The organism is Pseudoalteromonas pernae (genome assembly GCF_039831865.1).
Classification (GTDB): Bacteria; Pseudomonadota; Gammaproteobacteria; order Enterobacterales; family Alteromonadaceae; genus Pseudoalteromonas; species Pseudoalteromonas pernae.
The window spans coordinates 38443-56442 of sequence record NZ_JBDODM010000005.1 but is presented as its reverse complement, the minus strand read 5'-3'; the positions used below and the strand labels follow the sequence as shown (position 1 = coordinate 56442).

Here is an 18000-nt window from a genome sequence, read left to right as displayed (position 1 = left end):
CTTGGGCTTACTTTTTCCTGTTTTGGGGTTATAGTAAAGCGAGCCAAGAACGTAAAGGATGGTTATGGAAGCACTTTTTGTTTTGCTGATGTTACTACTACTGGTAGTTGCGATAGGTGGCATTTGTGGCATTGTGGCGATGATGCAAATCAGCAAGCTCAATGACCAAGTGAGTAAATTACAAGCTCAGCTGCAGGGATTGCAAAGCGCCTTCAAAAAGGCACTTGAGTCGGGTAGCGCAGTACAACAAGGCGGTGACGAAAGCTCCCAAGCACCTGTTCACAGTCAGCGCCAATCGCGCGAATTAGCAAAGCCCGATACACACTCAAGTACCACCTCTGTGCCACTGAGTGATGAAGCAGTGACTAACAACATAGCAACAGCCACGCCATCCTCAGCGCCAAGCACTCCTGCACCTGTTGCTACACCGCCTACACAAACCTCTGCGATGAGTAAAGCTCAGCCTGCGGCTGAAGTCACAGCGCCGCCGACACCGCAAGCTTGCGATGATGAAACACAAGGCCTATGGTCACGCATCAGCGCACAATTTAAAGAGCATTGGATGGTGTGGATTGGTGCCCTTGCGTTGGCGTTTGGCGGTATTTTCTTTGTTTCTTATTCACTTGAGGCTGGGCTGCTATCAGTCACTGCTCGTTTAGCCCTGGGCGGTGCTTTTGGAGTGAGCTTGCTGGTGGGCGCTGAATATGCACATCGAAAATTCTATCAAAGTAGTGAACAGCAACATGCCATGATTGCCTATGTGCCCGCCGCACTTGCTGCGGGTGGTTATATCAGTTTGTTCGCACTGACTGCGCTGGCGTTTGTTAGTTATCAACTAATCTCACCGATGACGGCGTTTGTGATGCTCGCATTTGTGTCTGTAGCCGCAAGTTGGAATGCACTTCGTTATGGTCCTTTGTTGGCAGTGATAGGTATGCTCGGCGCCTATAGTGTGCCGATGTGGGTATCCACTGGTTCTTCAAACTACTTGGCTCTGGTCACCTATTTGAGCGTATTAACGCTGAATCTTACCTATGTTGTGCGCAAAGTACGGCGCATGTGGCTATGGTATAGCATATGGACCTTGCATCTATGTTGGCTGTTGCTGATCTCGGTGAATATTCCTCCATCACAAGCTATGGCGATGATTATCTTTGTGCCCGTGTCCGTTATGTTACTCATCATGATCCCGCGCTTGGGCTTCTCATTTTCACAGGTAGAGCACCGAGTTTGGTCTTTTAAAAACTTGGTACTGCAAAAGCCAGATCACATCCTGCTAGGGGTCATCTTCATTGCAGTTTTGTTGTTTTCCAGCCAACAAGGCGCAGATATATTGGGCATTCAATTTTGGTTACTGAGCGCAGTATTTGCATTGGCAACGTTGCTTAACAGCCGTTGGCAGTTATGGCCCGCGCTTAGTGTTGTATTGTTAGGGTTATTATTGGACCAGCCTTATCCCGTCAATGCGGATTTAAATCACGATGGCTTGCTGATGTTTTATGGCTCGCTCGGGCAGGCGCAAATTGCCATGGTGGCATTCTTAGTATTTGGCACTGTGTTTGCCAACCGCTCGGCGCAACATATCGGCTTTAGCTTAATAACGGGTTCTGCCGTGTTACTGCCGTTAGTACTATCTTATTTGGTTTTACCCGATGCATGGCTTGGCGATGTAAAATGGTTCTGGGTGCTTGAGCTCTTATTAGGGGCGGCATTTTTGGTGTTTTTGGCCAAGCGAACAAGCAATACCTTACAACAAGCAATTTATTGGTGCGCTATTAATGCGCATTTAGCATTCTCTGCAACCTTGGTGTTGGGCACGCACGCGTTGACCCTAGCCTTGGCTATTCAAGTGGTGTTGATGTGTTACCTATCAAATCGCTTTGCTCAGGCAATTCCAGCGTGGTTACTCAAAACGCTTGTGACGCTGGTGGTGGCGCGACTCACCTTGTTATGGATAGAGCCCCCCTTCGAAGGATTAGATTTAGATGCAATCGGTGAGCCGCAACTCTGGCTGTATCCTCTGGTCGCTGGTTTGTTCGTGCTTGCTTATCGCCTCTTTGCTAATGCATCACTCAAGCCTTGGCTCCTTGGCGCAGTGTTGCATGTGTTAGCCCTGTGGGTCAGTGTGCTGACAAGCTATTTGATCGTGGGTCATACCATCGAGTTGCACAATTTATCATTGCTTGAAAAACTCGTTTTGAGTCTGAATTGGGGACTGTTGGGTTGTGTGTACGTGTATCGTGCCAAAGCAGCGAAGAGTATGGAGCAATTCTACACGGTTGCTGGGGGTATCCTGTTGGCAATCGCGGCCATCTTCCAAGCAGAACTATTAACTGAGTACAACCCTTGGCTTAATCGTATTGCCATCGGTGATTCACTTATCACTAGTTATGCGTGGCTTTATTATTGCGGCCCTGTTGCGGTGCTATCTTGGCTTGCGTATCAACTGCGTCCGCAGAAGGCTGACTTAAGTCGTGTGCTTTTTGCCAGCGCTGGCGCCTACGCATTTATTTTTATCAATTCTTTGTTGCGCCAATATTGGCAAGGTCAATACATCGTGCTTGCGCAGGGTGCCGAGGACGCTGAATTATACAGCTACTCTGTAGTGTGGTTGTTGATTGGCGCGGCCTTGGTGTCGCTAGGGTTAACCAAAGCAAAACTCCTTATTCAGCGCGTTGGAGTTGCCTTGCTCGCTTTGGTCATCGCTAAAGTCTTCTTAGTGGATATGGCTAATTTAACTGGGTTGTTAAGAGCGTTATCCTTCATAGGCTTAGGTCTTGCGCTGGTGGCATTAGGTGCTTTGTTTAAGTGGCTGCAGAACCAACATCCTAGGGCGTGTTGATCTTTGGTTGAACAGACGTCTGGATAGACAAAATTTACTTTAACTGGCCAAGGACTCATAATAGCCCTTTGCCAGTTAATGATTGCGAGTGCTGTGTCTCAAAACCCCGTTCTTCTATCCGTTGAAAACTTGTCCTATGCCATTAAAGGACAAGCTATCTTGCATGACATTCACTTTAAACTTAATCAAGGCGAATTTATTGGCTTACTCGGGCCAAATGGGGCGGGCAAATCAACCTTGTTACGTTGTATTTACCGTTATTACAGTGCTTGCCAGCAGGCCATTACGTTTTCGGGGAAGTGCATTCAAAGTGTGCCGCAACATCAGTTAGCCAAAGAGGTGGCGGTGGTGCTGCAACAGCCTGCTAACGATATGTCTCTAAGTGCAAAGGAAGTTGTAGCATTGGGGCTGCTTCCTGGTTCAAGTATGTGGCAAAGCATTACTGCTGAGCAACATGAGCAAGTCCATCATGCGCTAGAGCAGGTTGGCTTAGCGGCTCATTCCCATAAACCTTTAGGGCACCTTTCCGGTGGTGAGCAACAGCGAGTGCACATTGCCAGAGCGTTGCTGCAACAGCCGAAGCTATTAATCATGGACGAGCCGACGAGTCATCTTGATATCAAGTACCAAATTGAAATTATGGAATTAGTTCGTTCGTTGCAACTCACTGTATTGGCTTCGTTTCACGATATTAACTTGGCTGCCACCCAATGCGATCGCTTAATTGTGCTCAATAAGGGGCGCTGTGCAGCATTTGGTGAGCCCAAAGAAGTGGTGACTCAGTCACTGCTTAGTGATGTCTTTGGGGTGTGTGCTGATGTCGTGCCGCATCCGCAAAATCCTGAGAAATGGCCATTGGTGCATTACTACTACGGCTATCACAAGGAGGACGCCCGCTAGTGCAAAAACTTGCAGTTATTATTGCGCTGTTAGTGGCGACTGCCTTGAGCGCACTATTTGCTCTCAAAGTTGGGGCTGTGACCATTTCATGGTCACAGCTATTCTTGGCATTATCGGGTGCAAGTGCAGACGCGTTGTGGCAACAGATCATTTGGGAGCTACGTTTGCCTCGCGTTGCTGTGGCATTTATGGCGGGCGCTGGGCTGGCGCTTTCTGGGGCGATGTTGCAAACGGTGACACGAAACCCCTTGGCAGACCCATACTTATTCGGTATCTCCTCAGGCGCTGCTTTGGGTGTAGTTGCAGCCATCACTCTATTTGGCGTTACTTCAGGGCTTGCACTCAGTGGCAGCGCCTTTGCTGGCGCTATGTTAGCAACGGCATTGTTACTTGGGGTGACCGTGAGTTTGCGCTACATGCAAAGTGCCATCATGGTGCTATGTGGTGTGGCGCTGTCTTTTGGCTTTAGCGCACTAACGAGCTTGCTGTTGTACTTTAGCGACCCGCAAGCGATCAGTGCCTTGGTCTTTTGGTCCATGGGCAGTTTTGCCAGAGCGCAATTGAATATGCTGTTGCCACTGGCGTTGTTGATGCTGGTAGCATTGGCTATCGTCTTCGTATTACGCAGGCACCTCAGCGCCTTGTTATTGGGAGATGAAAGTGCTCATACGCTCGGTGTCAACGTTAAAGCACTGCGACTATTTGTGCTCATTCTCAGTGCGTTGATAACAGCCGTGTTAGTGAGTATTTGCGGCGGCATAGGTTTTGTAGGTTTAATGATTCCGCATTTGGTTCGCTTAAGTGGTTATTTTAACTCTACACAGCTCTACCCAATTAGTTTTATATTGGGTGGGCTCTTTATGATGTGGGTTGATGTTGTTGCGCGTATTACCTTGCCCAATCAAGAGCTGCCAATTGGTGTGATCACGGCATCCATCGGCAGTGTCTTTTTCTTTACTCTGCTGTATGCGCGTCAACGCGCTCAGGAGGGGTAACGCAAACACAGGTTATTATTGCTGAACCTGTGTTCGCGTGCAGTTTGAATATTTCTATCAACTACGAGATGGATATAACCCTTGGAGGGCAATACAGAAATTGACTCCCAGGTTGGGCTGTCTATTTTCATGTGGTTGATTGCCGCCCGAATTGGCAAGTGCTTGCGCCGCCAGCTGCGCATTGGTGGTGCTTTCTGACGAAGTGTAGGAAACGACTTCGGCTGCTGACTCCACATCTTGGCCCATAAAATAATTCGCACCAGGTTCGGCAGATATGCCCGCTTCGGCAACGCCATTTAGGATGTGATTATGCATAGGCATTTGTGCTTCTGTGATAGTGACTTCATTAGCACCGAGCTTCTCTCCCAAGCGTCGTGAACTTAACCCTGGGCCACGACCTGGGTGCATTGGCGCGCGATTCCTTAAGTCCGGAAGGGCAAATGTTGTTCTGCCATCACCACCATAGGTGGTACCTACGAGGGAGAATAAAGCCGTATTTTCTGCCACAGGGAGTAGTTGCCCATCACATAAGGCCCAAGAACGTGGCGCGAAGTTACACGCCCACATACGAATTTCTGCAATAAATGGTTCAGACATTGTGTAGCTCCTTAGTGACGAGGTGGGTAGATACCAAACAGGCTAATAATGAAATTGACGCACAGTGATGGCATTAAATTACTATGGGGTTGACTGCCACCATTATTGGCAATACTTTGCTGGGCAAGTTGTTGGAATTTGCTTGGGTCAGATGTGGCATCCGCATAGGGTTTGTCACCATCTGTTTGTGTCGCCAATACGTGGTTGCTGGGGTCACTGGCGTTCGCTTCATCGATACTGGCCATCAATGAATGGGTGTGACTTGGCAGTTGGTTAATAGTTAATGTTTCATTTTCTGAGCCAAATTTTTGGCCAATGTTGTGGTTGCTGAGGCCACCACCTTGTCCTTTATGGATAGGCAGTCGTCCACGCATATCGGGCAGCCCAAAATTGGTGCGACCGTCGCCGCCGTATAGTGTGCCCAGCAAAGAAAATAAAGCATCATTTTGTGTTACGGCAAGCAACTGGCCGTCGCAGAAGGCCCAGCCCCGCGGCGCAAAATTACCTGCAAACATGCGAATTTCGCCTACATATGGTTCGCTCATTGTTACTCTCCGAATATTAGTTCCTAGATGGAAAAACACCTTGCATAGCGATACAAAAGTTAACTACTAAGCTCGGTTGCATGTTGTTATGCGCTTGGTTGCCACCCATTGCGGAAACGCTTTTTATGTTCAGCGCATTCAAATTACTTGGTGCTGCATACATGCTTCGTGATCCGTGTTGCGGTGCTCTTCCTGTAAATTGATAACCCGCCGCGAGTATTCTCGACGAGAAGTCACTGACATTGGCATTGGCGATAGTGCCAAGCACTGTGTGGTTGTGAGAGGGGACTTGCGTCTCATTCAACACCACAGTCTCGCTACCACTTTTATTGCCCGGTTGTGTACCTGAGCTGTGTATTGGTGCACGGCCTCGAAAATCAGGTAACCCAAAAGTTGTGCGACCATCGCCGCCATACATACTGCCAATTAAGGAAAACAGCGATTGATTTTGGTTGATAGCCAATAGTTGTCCATCACATTGACTCCATCCACGCGGAGCGAAATCAAATCCGAACATTCGAATTTCGCTGATGAAAGGCTCTGCCATAACAGTTTCCTCTTTACAAATTAAGTGAGTCGACCCACTATTAAATTATTAAAAAATAACTACTTACATACATGACTACTAATAACTGGAAAAATGAGATTTCGTTACGCAAATACTCACACAGCGACATACCTTTTATGCAGCAGCTGTATGCTTCAACACGTGAAAGCGAATTGGCGATGACCAACTTCAGCGTTGAAGAAAAAGAGCGCTTCATTTCGCAGCAATTTACCGCGCAACTGGCGCATTACACGCAGTACTACAGCACTGATTCGTTTAATATTATTGAACTTAATGACGAGCCTATTGGCCGTCTTTTTGTAGACTATTGGGAAAACGAGATTCGAATTGTGGATATTGCGCTGATGCCGCAATATCGCAGCTCTGGGATAGGCACTTATTATTTTGAATGGCTGTTTGATAAGGCACGCGAGCTGAGTCAGCCGATTACTATTCATGTGGAGCACACTAATCCTGCAAAGAGGCTCTACGAGCGTCTTGGTTTCAGACTTAAAACGCAGACAAATGATATCTACCTGTTGATGCAGTGGTGCCCCTAACATGCTGTGTAGTCGCTCTACAATGCTGCAATATCAGGTATAGAATCTCGTTTTCGTGCAACCACAGTCTCGTATTCGGTTTGCGAATTTGGCGACAAAAACAGCTCTTTTTCGCCAAAGGTATCGTGGCTTATTTTGTAGATGCCTTGCGGAACGGAAAAGTCATGTGTGCCTTTATAAATAACCGAAAAGGCTTCCCATTGTTCACCGTCGATAGGTCCTTTTATTACCTCTGAAACAACAAGGTTAACTTGATTTCCTGCCTGATCTTTTAAAAGCACGGTTTCACCCAGAATCGTGCTGAGATTACTGAAATTGTAATTGTCTATCACTGGATATCCTTAACATGTTTGCACATGTGTGATGCAGATAAATAATGGAGGTTAATTATATTTTTATTAACATTTATTAAACATATAATTAACCACTTAAAGTTAGTTTGCTTTGGTTCCTTTATCAAGCACAGTTGCTTTTATTTTCAGCTCTTAACGTTTGCAATATGTATTCAGCGTCTCAAAAAACGCCTTGAAGTGCCCCTTACACTTGGGGCACTTCAGTAACCTAGATTATTCGTACTCTCACCCTTAGTAATGACGCAAGCCCTAACAGCCACAGCAGATAGAAAATCACACCACTACTAAGTTTGTTCTTCGGCGGCTCAACAGGTGGCTGTTTCGGAGCTACGGTGACATTGACTTGAGCACTGTCCGTTGCGCCAAGTTCATCGGCGATGGTGTAAGTCACCAAAGCCTCCCCACTGAATTCATCCATAGGGATAAATTTTAGGGTGTTATCTGCATTGATGGTTACTTCCCCAAACTCGGTCTCGGCAGAGACTAGACTCAATTGTTGTCCCTCTGGATCGGTGTCGTTGGCAAGCACATCAATAAATACACGGGTGCGGTACCAAGTCTCACTGACATCATCATTGGCAACAGGCGCTTGATTTGCCACCACACTCAGGTACACAAAGGCGCTGTGAGTATTACCATGGCTATCGACTATGGTGTACAGCAGCAAGTCGTCGCCGAGGTACAACATCGGTGCCTCATAATGGATTTGATTATCGACAATCGTGGCGGCACCAAACTCACTTTCAACGCTGTCGATAGTAAGTGGGTCACCATCTTCGTCGCTATCGTTGTTGAGCACGTCAAATGTAGCACTACTGTTTTGCACCACTTCATAGGTATCATCCTGCGCTACTGGAATATTGTTAGCGTCCAGTGCGACAGCTATAACACCGGGGTCTATGAGGTTGCCGTTGACGATGGCATCAGCATCGTTGGCACCGCCTTCTTGCAAGGTCAGTTGTACACACCAATGACCTTGGGTGAGGCCAGGTTGCCACACGTCGCTATCGGGCGATGGGCAAAATCCTCGGCTGCCCAATGTTGACGCTATCATGTTGTGCTCATCAATAACGAGGTCGCGCCAAGTACCCTCTATGAACTTGCGGTACATAGCATTCGCAGGAATAGGTTGGCGCTGCGGGAGGACAAAGCTGACATCATCCCCAGGGATAGACATATCAGTGATGATCAATGCGTACAGCGTGCCTACATGGCGCGTTTGTGCATCCACATCTACAGCACTCGGCAGTAGTTGCGCACCGCCAAAGGCACCATCAGCAAAGCTGCTCGCTTGGGCGCAGGTACCAAACTCACTTTCAACAAAGAAGCCTTCATCTTGTGTGGGGGAAGCCGCGAGCACACTGCATACGCCAGTCGCATCGAGGTAATCTGGTACTCCATCTCCGTCGCTGTCGGTGAAGCCTTCTTCATCATCTGGGATCAAGTCGCCATCACTGTCGCCGGAGCCTAGCTCGGGCAGTTGCTCTCGAATATCCAGCTGGGCAGTCACCGAGGTGCTCAGTGGCATGGAGTTATCATCAGTCACGGTTACTTCAACTTCGTACACACCAACGGTCAGTGCAGCGGTGTCCAAGATGGTGGTGGCACTTTGAGCGGTATCTAATGGCGCATCGGGTTCAATACGCCATTGATAAGTGTGTGTATCTGTATGGTTCGGGTCATTCACAGAGGCATGTAATTCAATGTTGCTACCTAGGGTGAATAGCGTCATAGGTTGTGCGTTTTGCGTGGCCGTAATCTGTACTCTTGGTGCAAGATTACGCTCGGTGATGGTAGCAGTGTGTTGCCACTTGGGTGCACGGTTCACTTGCTCTGAGAGCGAGACAATAATGGTTTCATCGTCTTCATCTTGGCCATCGGCATAGACATCGAACACTAGCGCTGTTTGTTTGGAATTAAACACCAGTTCGCCAGCCATTAACGCATGGTCTGCATTGTCACTGGTACCCGCAACTGTGTAAGGCACAACCAATGGATACACAGGTGCATCACCACTGAGATAGGCGTTGATACGATGTTCGCCGCCCTCGGTGGCGAGGGTATTGGCAGCAAAGCTAATGAGCGGATTAACGGTGATTCGCTGTGATACCAGTGTACTGCGATTTTCACTGTCGGTTGCTTGCCAATACAAGGTATGTAGACCCGACGTGAAATACACAGGGTTGTCGAGTAAACGTACAGCAATTGCTTCACCTTGGGCATCAACCGCGGTGGCGGTACCAAAGTTCACTTTCGTATAGAGCCCAGTGGCGTTGACGTTGATATCCGCAGGCACCGTGATTACGGGCGAACCTTCAGGTAAATCACCACTGGCTGCAAAACGTACATCCGCATAAGCATCAGCCCCTGATTTATCAGCAATGCGATAGCGTAAACTAATGGCGTCGGTTAACCCTGCGGGAGCTGTGTACACCAGCATATTGTCGGTGATGCTGACCTCACCGATGTCGGCATTGGCCGAAGTCAGAGTCAACTCATCGTCTTGGTCAACATCATAGTCATTGGCGAGCACATCGAGCACATATCTATGGTCAGCTGCCATCGATGGTGTAAAGGTGTCATCAATAGCCACCGGAGCGTCATTTTGCGCACTGATGGTGATCAGTATAGTGGTGGGCTCACTTTGTAATTCGCCATCAGAGGCCACCAGTACGAGTGAGTCCTCCCCTTGGAAGTTTTCATTAGGGGTGTAATTGAGCTGCAAGCCAATGATTTCAGCGCTGCCATTCATCGGCGGCGTCTGCATGTTTACAGTGACGGACTCTGGCGTTTCATCGGTTATATCGAGAAGCAAGGTGGCGGTGGTGTCTTCTTCGCCAGTTAACGAACGACTGTTTATCACAGGCGCTTTATTGGCAGCTTTTACAGTGATGCTAAAGGCAGGTAATTGCGCCGTTAGATCGCCATCACTGACGCTGATTTGAATGTTAGCAAAGCTGCCGACATCCGCATCGGCCGGGGTGCCAGAGAGAGCACCAGTGCTGGTGTTAAAGGCCGCCCATGAAGGCATGTTCACGATACTGAATGTCAGGGTATCGTCTTCTGGGTCTGACGCTGTTGGCACAAAGCTGTATGCTTGACCGGCAATCACCTCGCTAGGCGGTGTACCAGAGATAACGGGCGCTTGGTTTGCTACATTGACGGTGATGCTAAAGGCAGGTAATTGCGCCGTTAGATCGCCATCACTGACGCTGATTTGAATGTTACAAAGCTGCCGACATCCGCATCGGCCGGGGTGCCAGAGAGAGCACCGGTGCTGGTGTTAAAGGCCGCCCATGAAGGCATGTTCACGATACTGAATGTCAGGGCATCGTCTTCGGGGTCTGACGCTGTTGGCACAAAGCTATACGCTTGACCGGCAATCACCTCGCTAGGCGGTGTACCAGAGATAACGGGCGCTTGGTTTGCTGCATTGACGGTAATGCTAAAGGCAGGTAATTGCGCCGTTAGATCGCCATCACTGACGCTGATTTGAATGTTAGCAAAGCTGCCGACATCCGCATCGCCCGGGGTGCCAGAGAGAGCGCCAGTGCTGGTGTTAAAGGCCGCCCATGAAGGCATGTTCACGATACTGAATGTCAGGGCATCGTCTTCGGGGTCTGACGCTGTTGGCACAAAGCTATACGCTTGACCGGCAATCACATCAGAAGCAGGCGTGCCGGAAATGACAGGCGCTTGGTTTGCTGCATTGACGGTGATGCTAAAGGCAGGTAATTGCGCCGTTAAATCGCCATCGCTGACGCTGATTTGAATGTTAGCAAAGCTGCCGACATCCACATCGGCTGGGGTGCCAGAGAGAGCACCGGTGCTGGTGTTAAAGGCCGCCCATGAAGGCATGTTCACGATACTGAATGTCAGGGCATCGTCTTCGGGGTCTGACGCTGTTGGCACAAAGCTATACGCTTGACCGGCAATCACCTCGCTAGGCGGTGTACCAGAGATAACGGGCGCTTGATTCGCGGCATTGACGGTAATGCTAAAGGCAGGTAATTGCGCCGTTAGATCGCCATCACTGACGCTGATTTGAATATTAGCAAAGCTGCCGACATCCGCATCGGCCGGGGTGCCAGAGAGAGCACCTGTGCTGGTGTTAAAGGTCGCCCATGAAGGCATGTTCACGATACTAAATGTCAGGGCATCGTCTTCTGGGTCTGACGCTGTTGGCACAAAGCTATACGCTTGACCTGCAACCACATCAGAAGCAGGCGTGCCGGAGATAACGGGCGCTTGATTCGCGGCATTGACGGTAATGCTAAAGGCAGGTAATTGCGCCGTTAGAACGCCATCGCTGACGCTGATTTGAATATTAGCAAAGCTGCCGATATCCGCATCGGCCGGGGTGCCAGAGAGAGCGCCAGTGCTGGTATCAAAGCTCGCCCAAGGAGGTCTGTTCATGACACTGAAGGTCAATGTGTCACCATCGGGATCAGATGAAGTAGGCACGAAACTGTAACTTTGCCCTGTGGTTGCCTCGGTGGCAGGAGTACCGGAAATACTGGGCGCTTGATTAGGTTCCTCTCGGGTGATAGTGGGCACAGATACATCCGATGAACGGTTGCCCGCATTATCCGTGGCCGCAACCACGAAATCATTGCCTCCCAGCACCAGTGATGCACTCAATGACCACTGTCCTGCGCTTACTGAGGTACTTACCAAGGCGGTGTTGTTATCGGCAACACCATCATTATTGGCATCGGCAAACAGCGCTATATTGACGTTATTTTCACTATGGCTACCTGCAATTACAGCTGTAGAGGTCGTCACTGTTTGCTCGCTGCTTGGGGTGCTCACCACAGGTGTTGTGGGCGCTTGTGTATCGATAACAATATTTTTGCTGCCACTGAGACTCGCGCCACTACCGATGGCAGGTAATGTGAGAGTGGCATCATTACCTGCTGCGTCCTTAATGGTTGAGCCATTGCTAGCCAATGCAGTGGTACTGAGGTAAGCCAAATCAGAGCTGATATCACCTGCTTGCACTTGATAACTAAAGCTTAGGCTTGTGCTGGCGGAGCCCGATGTGTAAATGGCTGTTCTGTCTGTGGTTCCTGTCTCTAGTGTGAGGATAGGTGAGCCGCCTACAATATCCACCGCTTCACTGAATGCCACAGTGACATTTATGCTCTCACCGACACTGTAGCTCCCATCTGCTGTCGTAGAGGTCACACTGATAACACTTGGGGCTAGAGAGTCCACAACAACACCAGTCAGTGAACCAATATTATTGAGAGTTAGATTTAAGTCATTACTATTTGCATCTGTGATGGCGCCGCCGTTAAGTGCTAGCACAACTACGCTGATGGCATCATCTTCTAGGCCACTTTCGACTGTATAACTAAATTGTAGGGCCTGTGTATTGTTGCCACCAACGAAAGTGGCTTGTTTGGTTTGTCCTGCGATGCTGATATTCAAACTCGGTGAGCCAGTTACACTGACCACTTCATCGGTATTCACGATGAAAGTAAGTGTTTGCGCGCCAGTGTAAGTGCCCGAGGCTGGTACTTGTACGCTATTTATTACCGGAGCCGTGGTGTCGTCATCGTCATTAATCACAATCGTAACTTGCTGCACACCTGACTCTGACGCGCCACCCCCACTGACCGCACTGATATCCACGATGACTTGTTCATTTACATCTTCAATACTGTCGTCAATGGCTATAATCCCTTGAGCTGCGTTAGCACTGATGCTACCAGCAGGGATGGTAATAATTGCGCTTGGAGCACTATAGTCGGTACCACTTGTAGCTGTGCCGCTGAGCCCAAGTGATACGATTACGTTCTCAAATGTTTTATTTGAAATAGTTGCCGTGAGCGATGTGCTGCCGCCATTTTCATTAATACTGGCCGCCGCGCTCGAAAGTGAGACACTTGGCGCTGATTGCTCATCAGTAATCGTGATAGTTTGCTGCTGTGTTCCTTGTTCTGTCCCCACGCTAACTGTATCAATGTCGACAATGATAGTTTCATTGCTCAGTGCATCATAGAGATCATCAGCTATTGAAGTAACTGTTATCGCTTGAGTCGATGAATTAGCAGTAATATCGATGCTAGCCTGAGTTGAGTAATCAGTGGTGATGGTTGCTGTGCCAGAGAAACTAAGCCCTACAGTGATGGTTTCAGGCCATTCATTGTTGAGGCTTGAGTTGAGATTCGCGCTCAGTTGCACAGATCCCCCATTCTCAGCCACCGTGTTGCTATCCACCGTTAAGGTAACAGTGGGTAAATTGGCATAAATTGCATCGCTGCTTTGGCTTATCGCGGTTGTGTAATTGCTTTGGTTCGATAAAGCATCTTCGAGGGTGATATTCACCGCAACATCACTCGCAGCATCGACATCAGTTCCTCCGTCAGCAACCGTAAATTGCGCGGAATAATTACCACCACTCAAATCGGTGAAATTAGTCAAGGTGTAACCATTCACTGTGCCACTATTTAGTGTGGCTCCAGCTTCATCCGCGCTGATTGACACCGAAACCGTATCACCCACTTTGTGGGCGCTATTGGCAATACTGACGTTAGTAATAACGGGACCTACAAGGTCTGTAGTGTGTATGTCACCAGATGTAAATACAGGCGTGTAACCATTGTTGCCATTACCATTGCCGGAACTATCGGTAATATTAGTATTGGCATTAAGATCGAGTCGCACGGTTCCATCCCCAGAGAGCGTGTTAACCACCACATTTACGCTATTGCCAGAACTTGCAGATACAGAAGCCACAGTGCCTGTCGCTGTGCCGGAAACCGTAGTGAGGTTAAAGTCGTCTGTGGAGATATTCAATGCAGATTTGGAGAAGTTGACCGTATAAGTGATAGAGCTTGCATTTGCAGCGGGGGTGCCAACTAGGCTAATACTTGTCACGCTGGGTGGTGCTGTGTCAGTCGCGGTGATTTGTGTACTGTCAGCACTGTTTAACCCGCCAGATATTGCTCTGAGGTTGAAGTTTTCATCGAGTGCGCCAGTTAGCGAATATTCAATGGCTAAGTCAGTAAAGGTTGCAATACCAGCACTTGGGGTGATTGTGACACTGCTGGCATTCGCATCCTTGTCTCCTGTGCCGCTGAGATTTGCTGTTGCGGGGCCATTGACTTCACTAATTGTGATATTAGTTGCATATCCGCTATCGATTACACCGACAGCATCAACTGCATGCACTACGGGCACTGTTGTGAAACTAGTGAGTTGGCCCGACGCAATAGTTGTTGGTGCAGGTTCAACAGCATAGATCAGTTTGGTGGCCACCACATCCGAGGTAACACTGTTAGCGTCTGTGCTTGGGATGTCAGAGCCAACACCATCTTGGTCGTTCGCGGTTAGAGTGAAACTTTGTTGATCTGCTGTGGCGGTATAAGTCACCGTGCTAAACGTGGCAACGCCGTTACTGGCAACTGCTGTATTGTTCGTCAATACACCTGCTGAGGCTTCGGTGAGCGTCACTGTTTCTGTGAAATCTATATCAGTATTGCCAAAGGCATCCTGAGCTGTAATAACGGGTTGTGTGGAAAGGGCACTACCAGATATGGATCCTGCTGGTTGTGTTGAGAAAACGAGTGACGTGGCGGTAACGTCTAGCGTGCCACCCGTGCTGTTGGTAAGTGCAGATGTGCTTCCCATTTGTGTGCCGCTTCCACCAATGGTTAGGTTAACGTCTCCCTCAACAATGAGAATAAAGGTACTGTCCTCGGTTACATTGGTGTTGTCGTTGTAGTAACCGTTGACCGTATAGGTTTCACTCGTGCCATCAGCAATGGAAATACTTAAACCGCTGAAAGTAATCCGATCTAGTACTGTATCGTAGGTACCGGTGACATTCGCAACATCATTGCCATTGAGGCGCCAGGTTATATTGCTCCTGTCTGTGTCTGTGGTGGTGCCAGCAACTCGTAAGATTATTTCTGACACGGTCATTGGCAGGCCGTCACTTGTGCCACCATCAACGATAGTAAAATCAAAGAGATCAACCGCTTCTCCAACAGTATCAGCTGTGGTATCGAGGCCGATCGGTTCAATAACTGTCGAACCGGCTATCACATCACCATCACTGTCTGGGGTGTCCGTGACAGAAATAGTGCGGGTATCGATGGCACTTGCCGCATTTTTGTCTGTGGCTGTAACAGTTACTGTGCGATTACTTGTGCCTGGTGTGTTTGAGGTATTGTTGTAGTGAAGTGCTCTGAGCGTTTGTTGTACCAAGGCATTGGTCGCATTGGCGTTAAAGGTAATAGTTAATGACGTGCCATTAGTGACCGTGCCTTCACTGGCACTTAAGGTTCCTATAGTCGTGCCGCCATTTAGTAAACTGGTGCCGGAGGTGTTGATGGTGCCTACGACATTATCTGGAATAGAAAGTTGATCCGCGGCTTCGTTATTGGCAGTAATTTGCGCCACCAGCGTGCCGCCGTTCCAATCTGCATCGCCATCACTGTCGCTGAGTGTTGCGGCGCTATCAATTTGGGTGACGCCATCACCTTCGGTAAAGCCCAGAACCGTGTTGTCAATGCTGATGGCGGGATCGGTGTTAGTAAATGACATCACAATGTCGTCTACATCCCATTGCGCAGTAAGGTCTGGAGTAATATAAAGCTTGGTGATGCCTTCAAACCCAGTGAGCGGAATGGTTTGGCTACCGCCAGTGGCTATGGATGGTGAAGTGGCTAAATCACCTCCCACATCGGAGGTGATAGTAAATGTTCGCGCGCCAGCAGCTGTGATGTTGTAAATACGCAGAGAAGTTACATCAAATATTTCCCCAGCACTGAAGTACAGTGTTAGCTGAGATTCATAATTTGCTTGTGGTGGTGCACCCGATGACATTGCATCGTAGAGGGCAGGGATATAGGTGCTTATGGCTGCGCCGTCACCAATAAGAGTGTGTCCGCCATTGGTATAGCTTGCATTGATGGTGTTACTGCCACCATAAGCTCCTGAGTTGACGTCTACCGTAAATGTAATTGTGCCGGGAATGCCCAGCACAGTAGAAAAATCTTTCAGCGCCGAAATACTAAAGGGGCGGTCTGTGTTGATATCCCCTCTTACGACTTCCAACTCCCAGTCAGCGTCTTGATTCGCATTTCCTGTGAAGTCATTTGATGCGGCCACATCAGCGCCAGTGGCGGCGGCTATCAATTCTACGAACTTTTCACCTTGCTCACCTTGGCCAAGGTTACAGTTATAAAATTGAATATCCGCATTCGCAGTTAACTTTTCGCCGAGGAACTTAAGATCGTTGAGGTAATTTTCCAGCTGATTGGTGTCGATATGTTGCTGCCCAATGTGCAGCTGACCTTGCTGTCCGTGACTTACCCAATGAATTGCTTCGATTTGCGAGTAATGCGTTAGTTTGTCATTGAGCTGCGAAAATATGGGTTGCGAGTCATCAATTTCAATGACATCGATGCCGGGTTTAAGTGCTTTGTAAAACAATGACTTATCTTCGAGTGAAGCATCAATGATCATGACTTCAACCGCAGCTGTACCTCGGCTTAGCGTGAGTTTGTTTTTCAATGACAGCGCTTCATTAAGGCGGTGGCTTTGACCCCTCTCAATAGTTACCACCGTTGTCGCATCGCGTTGTTTGGCAATGAGGCTTGGAGAAGGAGGCACTTTGCCGTGCGTGTGAATTGAAGAGGAGGATTGTCGCGCAGGTTGGGTTCGCAGATATCCGGCATAACCGCTGGCTAGGGCGGGAAGTGCGCCGAGGCTCAGAGGCATCAATAGCGCTGCGGATTTATTTAATCTAAAGGGAACCATGGTCACCTCCTTGGCTTTGCTTGGCGCACACTAAACTGGCGTTAGTGCCTGTGGTGTCTTGCCAAAATGCCATTTCGCTGTATTTGCTAAAAAGCTCAGGCGGTAAAATGCTTCGCCGAGGGGTAAATTTCACTTCTTTTTTAACGGTATGTAGGCCTTTCACTCCGATATTGCTATCGAACTCACCTTCTTCGTATTCCACATGGTTAAAATTGTGGTTGAAGTAGGGTAGGTCTAAAAATTGATATACTAGTGCGATTGATTGCTCGGGATGCTGTGTGAGCAAATCATAATCTAGCAACAATAAGCGTTCAGAATACTCGCCGTAGTAGGCTTCTTTGAGTGCCGTCCACGCACTGCCAAATACACCTTGATGATGAGCCATTGACTCGCATCGTGTGTAAACGGTTTGGCGACTTGCCGGTGAGTACATGCGGCTGTAATCAAACGGGTTTTTACGGTAAATGCATTCAAAGCTATCCATCACCCAGGCCGGATTGCGCACACAACAAATGATTTTAAAGTCATCAAATAATTCCACCAATTGGTGCATGCGTGCGGTCCACACCCGGTTGGTATCGAAGATGACTTCTTTATCGCTTTGGTCTTTGTAATAACTGCTTACGATGCTCTGGCATAAATCTTTGCGTTTGGCTTGGTTGAAAAATGGCGCAAACTCAGATCCCGCACCTATTTGCTCTAAACAACCTGAGATTAAAGGCGCAACAGGACTGCTCATCGCAGCATGAAAAAGCGGATTTTGTCTCAGTAAGCCGGCCAGTAGCGTTGAGCCTGAACGAGGGAGTCCTGATATAAAATGATAGTGCGCCATTGTGTCCCTCTGAGTGGTTGTCTTTTGTAATTGCCCTGAAAAACAAACGTTATTA

At 48.5% G+C, this 18000-nt stretch carries 11 protein-coding genes; 4 read left to right on the top strand and 7 right to left on the bottom strand.

The window, feature by feature from the left end:
- The first annotated feature begins 64 nt into the window (after positions 1-64).
- The 3 genes from V1358_RS12795 to V1358_RS12785 all read left to right on the top strand — a co-directional run bounded on the left by V1358_RS12795 (position 65) and on the right by V1358_RS12785 (position 4737).
- A complete protein-coding gene (locus tag V1358_RS12795; protein WP_347393779.1) occupies positions 65-2842 on the top strand; it encodes a DUF2339 domain-containing protein in 2778 nt (925 codons plus the stop codon).
- Positions 2843-2935: 93 nt separating this feature from the next.
- Positions 2936-3742: an ABC transporter ATP-binding protein gene (locus tag V1358_RS12790; protein ID WP_347393778.1), complete on the top strand. Its 807-nt coding sequence runs from the start codon at positions 2936-2938 to the stop codon at positions 3740-3742.
- A complete protein-coding gene (locus V1358_RS12785; RefSeq protein WP_347393777.1) occupies positions 3742-4737 on the top strand; it encodes a FecCD family ABC transporter permease in 996 nt (331 codons plus the stop codon). Before V1358_RS12790 ends, V1358_RS12785 begins: the two co-directional genes overlap by 1 nt.
- 57 nt (positions 4738-4794) lie before the next feature.
- Here the strand turns inward: V1358_RS12785 and V1358_RS12780 are convergent, their stop codons facing one another.
- From V1358_RS12780 to V1358_RS12770, 3 genes are read right to left on the bottom strand one after another with little or no spacing between them, the layout of a single operon-like run.
- A complete protein-coding gene (locus V1358_RS12780; RefSeq protein WP_347393776.1) occupies positions 4795-5334 on the bottom strand; it encodes a phage tail protein in 540 nt (179 codons plus the stop codon).
- A gap of 11 nt (positions 5335-5345) precedes the next feature.
- Entirely contained in the window at positions 5346-5879 is a 534-nt protein-coding gene (locus V1358_RS12775) for a phage tail protein (protein ID WP_347393775.1), read from the bottom strand.
- Positions 5880-5895: 16 nt separating this feature from the next.
- On the bottom strand, positions 5896-6426 hold the full coding sequence (locus tag V1358_RS12770) for a phage tail protein (protein WP_347393774.1): 531 nt from the start codon (positions 6424-6426) through the stop codon (positions 5896-5898).
- Positions 6427-6497: 71 nt separating this feature from the next.
- Between V1358_RS12770 and V1358_RS12765 the strand changes: the two genes are divergently transcribed.
- Positions 6498-6986, top strand: coding sequence for a GNAT family N-acetyltransferase (locus V1358_RS12765; RefSeq protein ID WP_347393773.1), 489 nt, complete (start codon positions 6498-6500; stop codon positions 6984-6986).
- A gap of 17 nt (positions 6987-7003) precedes the next feature.
- Here V1358_RS12765 and V1358_RS12760 read toward each other — a convergent pair whose 3' ends face one another.
- From V1358_RS12760 to V1358_RS12745, 4 genes are all read right to left on the bottom strand, one after another.
- Entirely contained in the window at positions 7004-7318 is a 315-nt protein-coding gene (locus V1358_RS12760) for a DUF6916 family protein (RefSeq protein WP_347393772.1), read from the bottom strand.
- A 229-nt stretch (positions 7319-7547) separates the two neighbouring features.
- Positions 7548-10475 carry an Ig-like domain-containing protein gene (locus V1358_RS12755; protein WP_440589901.1) on the bottom strand — a complete coding sequence of 976 codons (2928 nt, stop codon included), beginning with the start codon at positions 10473-10475 and terminating at the stop codon, positions 7548-7550.
- Between the two features lie 56 nt (positions 10476-10531).
- On the bottom strand, positions 10532-17113 hold the full coding sequence (locus tag V1358_RS12750; protein WP_347393771.1) for a DUF4347 domain-containing protein: 6582 nt from the start codon (positions 17111-17113) through the stop codon (positions 10532-10534).
- Complete coding sequence (locus V1358_RS12745; RefSeq protein WP_347390665.1) at positions 17100-17945, bottom strand: sulfotransferase; 846 nt, start codon at positions 17943-17945, stop codon at positions 17100-17102. Before V1358_RS12745 ends, V1358_RS12750 begins: the two co-directional genes overlap by 14 nt.
- Between the last annotated feature and the right edge of the window lie 55 nt (positions 17946-18000).

Coding starts and splice junctions, on each gene's coding strand:
- V1358_RS12795 (WP_347393779.1), top strand. CDS start 65: ATGGAAGCACTTTTTGTTTTGCTGATGTTACTACTACTGGTAGTTGCG.
- V1358_RS12780 (WP_347393776.1), bottom strand. CDS start 5,334: ATGTCTGAACCATTTATTGCAGAAATTCGTATGTGGGCGTGTAACTTC.
- V1358_RS12775 (WP_347393775.1), bottom strand. CDS start 5,879: ATGAGCGAACCATATGTAGGCGAAATTCGCATGTTTGCAGGTAATTTT.
- V1358_RS12770 (WP_347393774.1), bottom strand. CDS start 6,426: ATGGCAGAGCCTTTCATCAGCGAAATTCGAATGTTCGGATTTGATTTC.
- V1358_RS12765 (WP_347393773.1), top strand. CDS start 6,498: ATGACTACTAATAACTGGAAAAATGAGATTTCGTTACGCAAATACTCA.
- V1358_RS12750 (WP_347393771.1), bottom strand. CDS start 17,113: ATGGTTCCCTTTAGATTAAATAAATCCGCAGCGCTATTGATGCCTCTG.
- V1358_RS12745 (WP_347390665.1), bottom strand. CDS start 17,945: ATGGCGCACTATCATTTTATATCAGGACTCCCTCGTTCAGGCTCAACG.